The following is a 9,249-nucleotide window of genomic DNA, read 5'->3' as shown; positions in this document are numbered from 1 at the left end:
CGCTGCCCATTCCCGGACCCACGTTGGCAACGGCTGTGATAGCGCCTGAGATGCTTGTTATTGGGTCTAACCCCATCGCACTCAAACCACCAGCAATTAAGATAATCGTGATAAAGAACATCAAACCAAATGCCACGAGTGAACGCACAATGTCGTCATTCACAGGTCGCTGATTGTAGCGTTGAACAAACACGCCCGATGGGTGAATTAGCTTCATCATTTGTTTGTGGAGCATGGTCATCGCGATCTGGAAACGGAAGATTTTAATACCGCCAGAGGTTGAACCCGAGCAAGCTCCCGCCATCATTAGGAATGCAAACAAGGTGGTTGGCAGTGCACCCCAGGCGGTGAAGTCTTCTAGGCCAAAACCGGTTGTGGTGACGACTGATACGATGTTGAACATCGAAACACGCATCGCATCCATAACAGTGTAGCCATCTCTAACCACCAACCATGTTGATATTACGGCGCTGGTGACCAAGAACAGGTATGTAAAACCTCTTACTTGCGCGTCTTTGTAGAGTATTGAGAGCTTTCGGCCTCGCAGTGCGCTAACAAACAGTAAGAACGGCAGGCCGCCAAGGAACATGAACAGGGTTCCCACCCAGTGAGCACTGTTGGAGAAGTGGTTCATCGATCCATCTGAGGTTGAGTAACCCCCCGTCGACAGTGTTGTGAACGCGTGATTGATCGCGTCAAAGATGCCCATGCCTGCAAACAAATAGCTAATGATGCATAAACCAGTCAGAACCAGATAAACCGCCACGATGTTCTTCGCGACTGTTTTCGCTCGTGGGCTACTTTTATCTGACCAATCGGATGATTCAGTTTGGAACAGGCGCATACCACCAACGTTGAGCATTGGTAGAACCGCTACCGCCATCACGATAAAGCCGATACCGCCTAACCATTGCAGTATAGAACGCCACAACAGAATACTTGGTGCCATGCTGTCTAAGCCGCTTAATACGGTTGAACCCGTCGTGGTGATACCAGACATGGTTTCGAAGTAGGCGTCCGTAAAGCTGATGTGGTTGATGAAGACAAACGGCAGTGCAGCAAAGGCACTGGCAATGGTCCAAACCAAAGAGGTGATAAGGAACATGTCCCGCACCCCAAGTCGGAACTTAGCGGAGCGGCCCAAGCTCAAGCAGATGAACGCCACAATGTGCGTGATCACTACCGATTGACCAAACTCGAGGAAGCCACCGGTGCCTGTGAAAAAGGCAACCAATGTAGGGATGTACATGAAAAGGGCGAGTTTTGATAATACTAACCCTATCACTAATAATATCGGACGAAAGTTGACCATAGCTTAATAGACCATAGCTTAAATAGATTACAGCTTTGTGCCGGAGCGTCGCTCTCACAAAAAGAAAGTTGCGAGAACGATGCTTACGAGAACAAGGCTATAAGAAGAACGGGCTCGGTTGGAATAGAGACTCAACATCCGGTACGTATTTCTTGTCCACTAGGAACATCACTACGTGGTCATCCTGTTCGATTACGGTTCTATCGTGCGCGATAAGTACCTCTTCTCCGCGAACAATCGCACCAATGGTGGTGCCCGGTGGCAGTTTGATGTCGCCAATCGCTCGGCCAACCACTTTCGATGTGGTCTCGTCACCGTGAGCAATGGCTTCAATCGCCTCAGCAGCACCGCGACGTAGAGAGGATACGTTAACAATATCAGCACGACGAACGTGAGTAAGTAGCGCAGAAATCGTCGCTTGCTGTGGAGATATCGCAATATCAATCACGCCACCCTGAACAAGGTCGACATAAGCGCCACGCTGAATCAGCACCATTACTTTCTTGGCGCCCATTCGCTTCGCCAGCATCGCTGACATGATGTTGGTTTCATCTTCATTGGTTAGAGCGATGAACACATCTACCTGATCGATGTTCTCTTCGGTCAGCAGTTCTTGGTCGGCTGCATCACCACAGAATACGATGGTGTTTTCTAATTCTTCAGATAGCTTCTCGGCGCGAGTGTAGCTGCGCTCGATAAGCTTGATGCTGTAGCTCTGTTCAAGGCGTTTTGCCAAGCTTGCACCAATGTTACCACCGCCAACAATCATGATGCGACGATACGGTTTCTCTAGACGCTGAAGCTCACTCATTACTGAGCGGATATGGTTACTTGCTGCCACAAAGAAAACCTCATCATCGGCTTCAATGATGGTAGTACCTTGTGGGCGAATAGGGCGACCTTGACGGAAGATAGCGGCAACACGAGTATCAATGTGCGGCATGTGCTCACGCAAAGCAGACAGTGCGTTACCGACCAGTGGCCCACCGTAGTAGGCTTTTACCGCGACTAGGCTAACTTTCTGTTCAGCAAAGCTCACAACCTGCAATGCACCTGGATATTGAATCAGGCGCTCGATGTAGCTGGTGACGAGTTCTTCTGGGGCAATCAAATGATCGACCGGAATCGCCCCTGATTTGAAGAGTGCTTCTTTCTCTTCTAAATACTGTGGAGAGCGGATACGGGCAATACGGTTTGGTGTGTTAAACAGAGAAAAGGCAACCTGACATGCGGCCATGTTGGTTTCATCCATGTTGGTTACGGCAACCAACATGTCGGCATCTTGCGCGCCCGCTTCACGTAGTGTGTTCGGGTGGCTGGCATAACCGTTTACAACTCTAAGGTCGTATTTGTCCTGAAGTTCACGAAGTCGGTCGGCATTACGGTCGACAATCGTGATGTCATTGTTTTCACCCACTAGGTTTTCAGCAAGGGTACCGCCAACTTGTCCAGCACCTAGAATAATGATCTTCATAGCCTTTCTCTTATTTTTTGCCGTTGTAATTCTAGTGATCTCTTTTCGCTTTGATAATGCACTAGAAAGAAACAGCGGCTAAGAAATAAATTCTTAGCCGCTGTTAGTTGTTATGCCTGTTTTACTAGAACTGCGTAGTAGAAGCCATCCATATCTTCTTCACCAGGTAGTATTTGACGACCCGGTTTTTCGATATCAGACCCAACTAGCGTTGCGTTCTCGGTGCGCTCTAAGAATGCTTTCACTTGCAGCACGTTTTCTTGCGGCGTGATAGAACATGTCGCATAAACCATGGTGCCGCCTTCTTTTAGCTGGCGCCACATTGCATCCAAAATCTCACTTTGCAGCTCTGCTAGTGCATCAATATCAGATGCACGGCGTAGCCACTTAATGTCAGGGTGACGGCGGATTACACCCGTCGCTGAACACGGAGCATCAAGTAGGATGCGGTCAAACTGACTGCCTGTCCACCACTCTTCAGGGTAGCGAGCATCACCACAGATTACGTCGGCACGCAGTTGTAGGCGTTCAAGGTTATCGTAAACGCGGTCTAGGCGTTTAATATCACTGTCGATTGCAACCACTTCAGTGTCTTGAGTATGTTCAAGAATGTGTGCAGTTTTGCCACCAGGTGCTGCGCAGCAATCTAGGATTAGCTCACCATCTTTTGGTGTTAGGAAATCAACGGAAAGCTGAGCTGCAGCATCTTGCACCGATACCCAGCCTCTGTCGAAGCCAGGAAGCAAAGTAACGTCACAAGGTGAGGCTAATTTTATGGCATCAGCCGCTTCAGGGTGCAGTGTGTATTCAATGTTTTCGTTTTTAAGCAGTTCAACATACTCGTCACGAGTGTGGTGTTGGCGGTTTACGCGCAGCCACATTGGTGCCTTGCTGTTGTTTGCTTCAACCAATTGCTCCCACTGATCTGGGTAGCTTTCTTGAAGCATTTTTAGGATCCAGCTTGGATGGCTGTATTTGCCCGCATTGTGGCTAACGGCTTTCTCATCTAGCTCTTCTTGATCGCGCAGGTAGCTGCGAAGCACTGCGTTGATCAAACCACTCAGGCTTGGGCCGCGCAGTGTTTTGGTTGCTTCAACTGTTTCAGCAACGGCAGCATGCGAAGGGATGCGCATAAAGCTCAACTGGTAAATGCCTACTAAGATCAGGTGGTGGAATACGCGCTTTTTACCTTTAAGCGAGTTTTCCATCAGTTCGTTAGCGATTGACTCCAAGCGAGGCAGGTAACGAAGTGCGCCGTAGCAAATCTCTTGCAGTAGAGCATGGTCTCGCGGACGGATCGTTTTTTGAGCCGCAGGGAGAGCGTGTGAAAGAGAGTGGCCTTTATCGACAACTTGGAATAGGACATTTGCAGCAGCAGCGCGAACATTCATGAGGGGTACCGAATATTTATTTGAATACATGAGGGCATCTCTGCCCTCGTAAAGGTTTTCTAAATAGTGTTTTTACAAGCTACACGTTTTTAAGTACATATTGAGTAGCTTTAAAGCGGTTAAGAAAGTTGAGTACCAACTTCAAACCAGCTTGCACGTGAGTTCAAGATATCTTGAACTGACATGGCTTTTTTGCCTGGAACTTGTAGTTGTTCCAATACTAGTACTTTGTCGCCAGTCGCAACATAAATACCAGTCTTATCTGCTTTGATGATTGAGCCAGCTGGCGCAGATGTCGACTCTTCATCAACACGTGTCTGCCAAACTTTAATGCTTTTTTCATCACTAGAGCTGCTATCAACAATCGCAAAGTGACTCATTGGCCACGGGTTGAAAGCGCGCACACAACGTTCGATGTGTTCTGCACTGTCATTCCAATCAATTTTTGCTTCTTCTTTGCTCAGCTTCTTCGCGTAGTTAGCAAGTTCGTCGTCTTGCTTCTCAGCAACAGCCTTACCAGAAGCGATGTCTGCTAAGCACTCAACAAGAGCATCAGGACCAAGGCCAGCCAACTTTTCGTACATTGACGCGCTGGTGTCTGTTGCTTCGATTGGTAGCGTCGCGATACTTAACATATCACCGGTATCTAGGCCGATATCCATCTGCATGATCGTCACGCCAGTCTCTTTATCGCCCGCCCAGATAGAGCGTTGGATCGGAGCAGCACCACGCCAGCGCGGTAGGATAGAACCATGCACGTTAATACAACCCAAGCGAGGCGTATCTAATACAGCTTGTGGAAGAAGCAAGCCGTAAGCGACAACAACCATGATGTCAGCATTCAAATCTGCTAGCTCTTGCTTAGCTTCATCTGACTTGAAGTTTTCTGGTTGGTAAACCGGAATATTGTTTTCAAGTGCGATGTTTTTTACTGGGCTCGCAGTCAGTTTTTTACCGCGGCCTGCTGGACGATCTGGCTGTGTGTAAACAGCAATAACTTCATGCTCCGAAGACAACAACGCCGCCAAATGACGGGCGGCGAAATCCGGAGTACCTGCGAAGACAATTCTTAAAGATTGACTCAAGGTAGACTTCCTTCTTAATTTAGTAATAGCAGCGGTTATTAACCTTGTTTCTCGTTGAAACGTTTAATCTTCGCTAGCTTATCTTGAATACGTTTGCGCTTTAGTGGCGATAGGTAATCAACAAACAACTTGCCTTCTAGGTGGTCAAGTTCGTGCTGAACACAGATAGCCAGAAGGTCGTCAGCGTCGAATGTGAATTCGTTGCCTTCACGGTCTAATGCTTTAACCGTTACTTCTGCAGCGCGAGGGACTAGAGCTCGAGCGCCTGGTACAGATAGACAGCCTTCTTCGATACCATCTTCGCCACGTTTGTCGGTAATTTCAGGGTTGATCAGAACCATAGGCTCGTCACGTGTTTCTGAAATATCGATAACAACGATGCGCTGGTGGAAATCTACTTGCGTTGCAGCAAGGCCGATACCTTCTTCGTCGTACATGGTTTCAATCATGTCATCAACGAACTTTTGAATCTCTGGGGTAACTTCTTTTACCGGTTTCGCCACGGTACGTAGACGATCATCTGGTAATGTTAATACTTGTAATACAGACATATACACTCGAAATATTGAACTGTGCCGAAACAGCTTAAACCTTGTTGGCTCAATTCTAGACATTTTAGAGGTCAAATGACAGCATCCTGAAGGTAATTCTCTAATCAGATGTCATATATTCAGACCAAGGAACCTAGGTCATGCGTCATTTTTCCCCCGCTTTATCTCTTATTTGTGCCTCGCTTTCGTTCGCTGCTATGGCTGAAAATAGTGAGCAACCTTTAACCATTAAACAAGGCGCACCCGAAGCGTATGTGGTGGTGAAGGGCGATACTTTGTGGGATATCTCCGCGATGTATCTCGATAGCCCATGGCTGTGGCCGAGGTTGTGGCAGGTCAATCCTGAGATAGAAAACCCTCACCTTATTTACCCCGGAGATAAATTGTCTCTGGTTTGGATTAATGGCGAGCCTGTATTGAGCCTCAAACCCGTCATCAAGCTAAGCCCTAAGATTCGTGTCTCTGAGAAGAAAGCAGTACCTACCGTCAATGAGGGGCTGGTTTTGCCGTATCTACAGTCTGATCGCTTGGTGGAGCAGCAAGATATCCAATCTGCTCAACGAGTGTTGGGGACAAGTGATGGTAAACGTTTCTTATCAGGTGAAGACCGACTATTTATCTCGGGCAATCAGCAACATCAAAAATGGGGTATTTACCGTTCTGTCGAAACTTACCAACGACAGCAACCTCAAGCGAGTATGACTTCTTTGCGTTTGGTCGCCACGGCGCGCTTGAAAGAGGTGGATGCTGAGTTCAGTAGTTTGCAAATAGAGACTCAGCTGCAAGAGGTACTGCTCAACGACCTCGTGTTACCAGAACTTGGCGTTGATCAGGTGAAGCTCTCAACCACATTTTATCCAGCGCCTAGTGCTGCGGGGCAATTTGCTAATATCTTGGGTTCATTAGACGGCAGCCAATACAGTGCAAAGAATCAGGTCGTGGTTATTAATAAAGGCTCACAGGACAATCTTCGCCAAGGATCTATGTTTACGCTCAGCGAAAGCGGCGCGGTGGTGTTTGGTAAGCAGGGTGAATACAGCTATAAAGAGTCAGCGGCGAGCGATAAGGTGCAGTTGCCAAGTACCTCACTCGGTAGTTTGATGGTCATTCGCCCTTATGAGTATTTTAGCTTGGCTTTGATCACTCAGAGCTCTAAGCCGGTTAGCAATGACATTCTGGCTGTATCGCCTCTGGATCTGGCTTTGACGGAAGAGCTTAAGGGCTCCGAGTGAATGAGCAACAACTGAGTGCTTGGCTAACTCTAAGTTTTGTACCGCAATTGGGTGGCAAGCGACTTTCTCGACTGCTGAGCATTGATTCCCCTTCGAATATTGTTGGCTACTCAAGCCAGCAACTGCAAGCGCTTGGTTTGTCTGCCAAGCAAATTTCCTATCTAAGAGAGCAAGCCCCAAGAGAAGTGGAGGCTTGCCTGGCGTGGCAAGCAAAACAAACTAACCATCACATCATTACCCCGAATTGCTCGCATTATCCCAAACTGCTGAATGAGACCGCCTCTGCGCCGAGCGTGCTTTTCGTTAAAGGTCACGTTGAAAAACTGATTGAGCCTCAAATCGCAATGGTCGGCAGTCGTAATGCCAGCCTCGAAGGGCTGCAGACAGCGAAGTCCTTCGCCAAAGAGTTTGTGCAAAACGGTTTAATTGTCACCAGTGGATTAGCGTTGGGCATTGACGGCTATGCTCATGATGGTGCTCTGGATAAAGGAGGGGAAACTTTTGCGGTGTTGGGTTCAGGCTTGGACTCCATTTATCCTGCACGTCACCGAAATCTAGCGGATAGAATTTGTGAGAATGGCGCGCTGATTTCAGAGTTTCGCCCAAGCGCAAAACCACGACCTGAACATTTCCCTCGGCGTAACCGTATTATAAGTGGGTTATCGCTCGGAACCTTGGTAGTTGAAGCTGCTGAGAAGAGTGGTTCTTTGATTACGGCTCGCTATGCCATGGAGCAAGGCCGAGAGGTGTTTGCGCTGCCTGGCTCAATTCATAGTCCAACCAGCCGCGGAGGTAACAGCCTAATTAAAGCTGGTGCATGTTTGGTGCAAAATGCTCAAGATGTTCTGATCGAAATAAAGAGTCTGTTAGACTGGTCTATAGATCAGCAGCCCAGCTTGTTCGAACCTACGCCCAGTATGGGGGAAAATGAACAATTGCCATTTCCACAGCTGTTAGCTAACGTAGGGTTAGAGGCGACACCCGTTGATATTTTGGCACAGAGAACCCATATACCTGTGCATGAGGTCATGATGCAGCTTTTAGAGCTTGAGCTCTCAGGGCATGTTGTTGCAGTTTCCGGTGGCTATATTCGAAAGGGGAGAGGCTAAGCTATGATGATGGACATACTGATGTACTTGTTTGAAACCTACATCCATAGCGATTCTGAATTGCAGGTGGATCAAGATGAGCTGGAAGATGAGCTTCTTCGAGCAGGGTTTCACCAAGATGATATTTATAAGGCCCTCCATTGGTTAGAAGATCTTGCTGCATTGCAAGATACTGAGAACCAAGCGGCGATTAGTGTGTGTTCCAATACCTCGATGCGTATTTATACCAGTCGAGAGATTTCACGTATTAATATGGAGTGTCGAGGTTTCTTACTTTTCCTTGAACAGATTAATGTACTCACGACAGAGATTCGTGAAATGGTGATTGATCGTGTGATGGGGCTTGAGACAAACGAATTTGAATTGGATGATCTGAAATGGATTATCTTAATGGTGCTATTTAATGTACCGGGTAATGAAAGTGCTTACACGCAAATGGAAGAGCTGTTGTACACCAAAGAGCAAGGTATCTTGCATTAATACAGGCTTGTCATGAGTAGTAAGATTGATAATCAGCTTTTTTCAGCACATGAACATGCACTAGAGCATGAACCATGTCCACAGTGTGGTGGAGAGCTTCAGCTTCGCCATGGTAAGCACGGCCCATTTTTAGGCTGTAAGCAGTATCCTAGCTGTGATTACATCAAGCCTCTGCATCAGAACGATGGCCACGTAGTTAAAGAGCTGGGTGTGCCGTGCCCTAAATGCCAAAACGAATTGGTATTAAGGCAAGGCCGCTTTGGGATGTTCATTGGTTGTAGTAGCTACCCAACGTGTAATCACATCGAATCTTTGGATCAACCAAAAGAACAACCTGAAGAGCAGCCACTTGTTGCTTGTCCTGAGTGTGGCAGAGGCCATTTGGTTGAGCGTAAATCTCGCTATGGTAAAACCTTTTATGCGTGCGATAACTATCCTAAGTGTAAGTTCGCCGTTAATCAGCCACCTGTTATAGGTCGTTGTGAAGAGTGTCAGTTCCCGCTGTTGCTGGAGAAGAAAACGGCCAGTGGCACTAAGAAGCAATGTGCTGATCGCAAGTGTCATCACATTCAATCTCAATAACTTGATGTTATAGAAAAAAAACGGCGCTCAATG

General features: G+C 47.5%; 9 protein-coding genes. 4 read left to right on the top strand and 5 right to left on the bottom strand.

The window, feature by feature from the left end:
* The 5 genes from AB4653_RS00735 to def all read right to left on the bottom strand — a co-directional run.
* On the bottom strand, nucleotides 1-1,312 hold a 1,312-nt coding region (locus AB4653_RS00735; protein ID WP_372103091.1), incomplete at its 3' end, for a TrkH family potassium uptake protein.
* A 97-nt stretch (nucleotides 1,313-1,409) separates the two neighbouring features.
* Complete coding sequence (gene trkA / locus AB4653_RS00730) at nucleotides 1,410-2,786, bottom strand: Trk system potassium transporter TrkA (RefSeq protein ID WP_004735766.1); 1,377 nt, start codon at nucleotides 2,784-2,786, stop codon at nucleotides 1,410-1,412.
* A gap of 110 nt (nucleotides 2,787-2,896) precedes the next feature.
* Nucleotides 2,897-4,177 carry a 16S rRNA (cytosine(967)-C(5))-methyltransferase RsmB gene (gene rsmB / locus AB4653_RS00725; RefSeq protein WP_009848098.1) on the bottom strand — a complete coding sequence of 427 codons (1,281 nt, stop codon included), beginning with the start codon at nucleotides 4,175-4,177 and terminating at the stop codon, nucleotides 2,897-2,899.
* 119 nt (nucleotides 4,178-4,296) lie between these two features.
* Nucleotides 4,297-5,262: a methionyl-tRNA formyltransferase gene (fmt, locus tag AB4653_RS00720; protein WP_009848097.1), complete on the bottom strand. Its 966-nt coding sequence runs from the start codon at nucleotides 5,260-5,262 to the stop codon at nucleotides 4,297-4,299.
* 38 nt (nucleotides 5,263-5,300) lie between these two features.
* On the bottom strand, nucleotides 5,301-5,813 hold the full coding sequence (def, locus tag AB4653_RS00715; protein WP_004735769.1) for a peptide deformylase: 513 nt from the start codon (nucleotides 5,811-5,813) through the stop codon (nucleotides 5,301-5,303).
* 140 nt (nucleotides 5,814-5,953) lie between these two features.
* Between def and AB4653_RS00710 the strand changes: the two genes are divergently transcribed.
* The 4 genes from AB4653_RS00710 to AB4653_RS00695 are packed head-to-tail and all read left to right on the top strand — an operon-like array spanning nucleotide 5,954 to nucleotide 9,216.
* Nucleotides 5,954-7,045, top strand: a complete 1,092-nt coding sequence (locus tag AB4653_RS00710) for a LysM peptidoglycan-binding domain-containing protein (protein ID WP_009848096.1) — start codon at nucleotides 5,954-5,956, stop codon at nucleotides 7,043-7,045.
* Entirely contained in the window at nucleotides 7,042-8,154 is a 1,113-nt protein-coding gene (gene dprA, locus AB4653_RS00705; RefSeq protein ID WP_102258033.1) for a DNA-processing protein DprA, read from the top strand. Before AB4653_RS00710 ends, dprA begins: the two co-directional genes overlap by 4 nt.
* 3 nt (nucleotides 8,155-8,157) lie before the next feature.
* The gene (locus tag AB4653_RS00700; protein WP_009848094.1) at nucleotides 8,158-8,634 is read left to right on the top strand and encodes a DUF494 family protein; all 477 of its coding nucleotides are present in this window, start codon (nucleotides 8,158-8,160) and stop codon (nucleotides 8,632-8,634) included.
* 12 nt (nucleotides 8,635-8,646) lie between these two features.
* Nucleotides 8,647-9,216: a type I DNA topoisomerase gene (locus tag AB4653_RS00695; RefSeq protein WP_004735775.1), complete on the top strand. Its 570-nt coding sequence runs from the start codon at nucleotides 8,647-8,649 to the stop codon at nucleotides 9,214-9,216.
* The last annotated feature ends 33 nt before the right edge of the window (nucleotides 9,217-9,249 follow it).

The organism is Vibrio sp. 10N.222.48.A3 (assembly GCF_041475345.1).
GTDB classification, from domain to species: Bacteria; Pseudomonadota; Gammaproteobacteria; order Enterobacterales; family Vibrionaceae; genus Vibrio; species Vibrio tasmaniensis_A.
The sequence above is the reverse complement of the archived record's forward strand: the minus strand, read 5'-3'. Positions and strand labels throughout refer to the sequence as shown.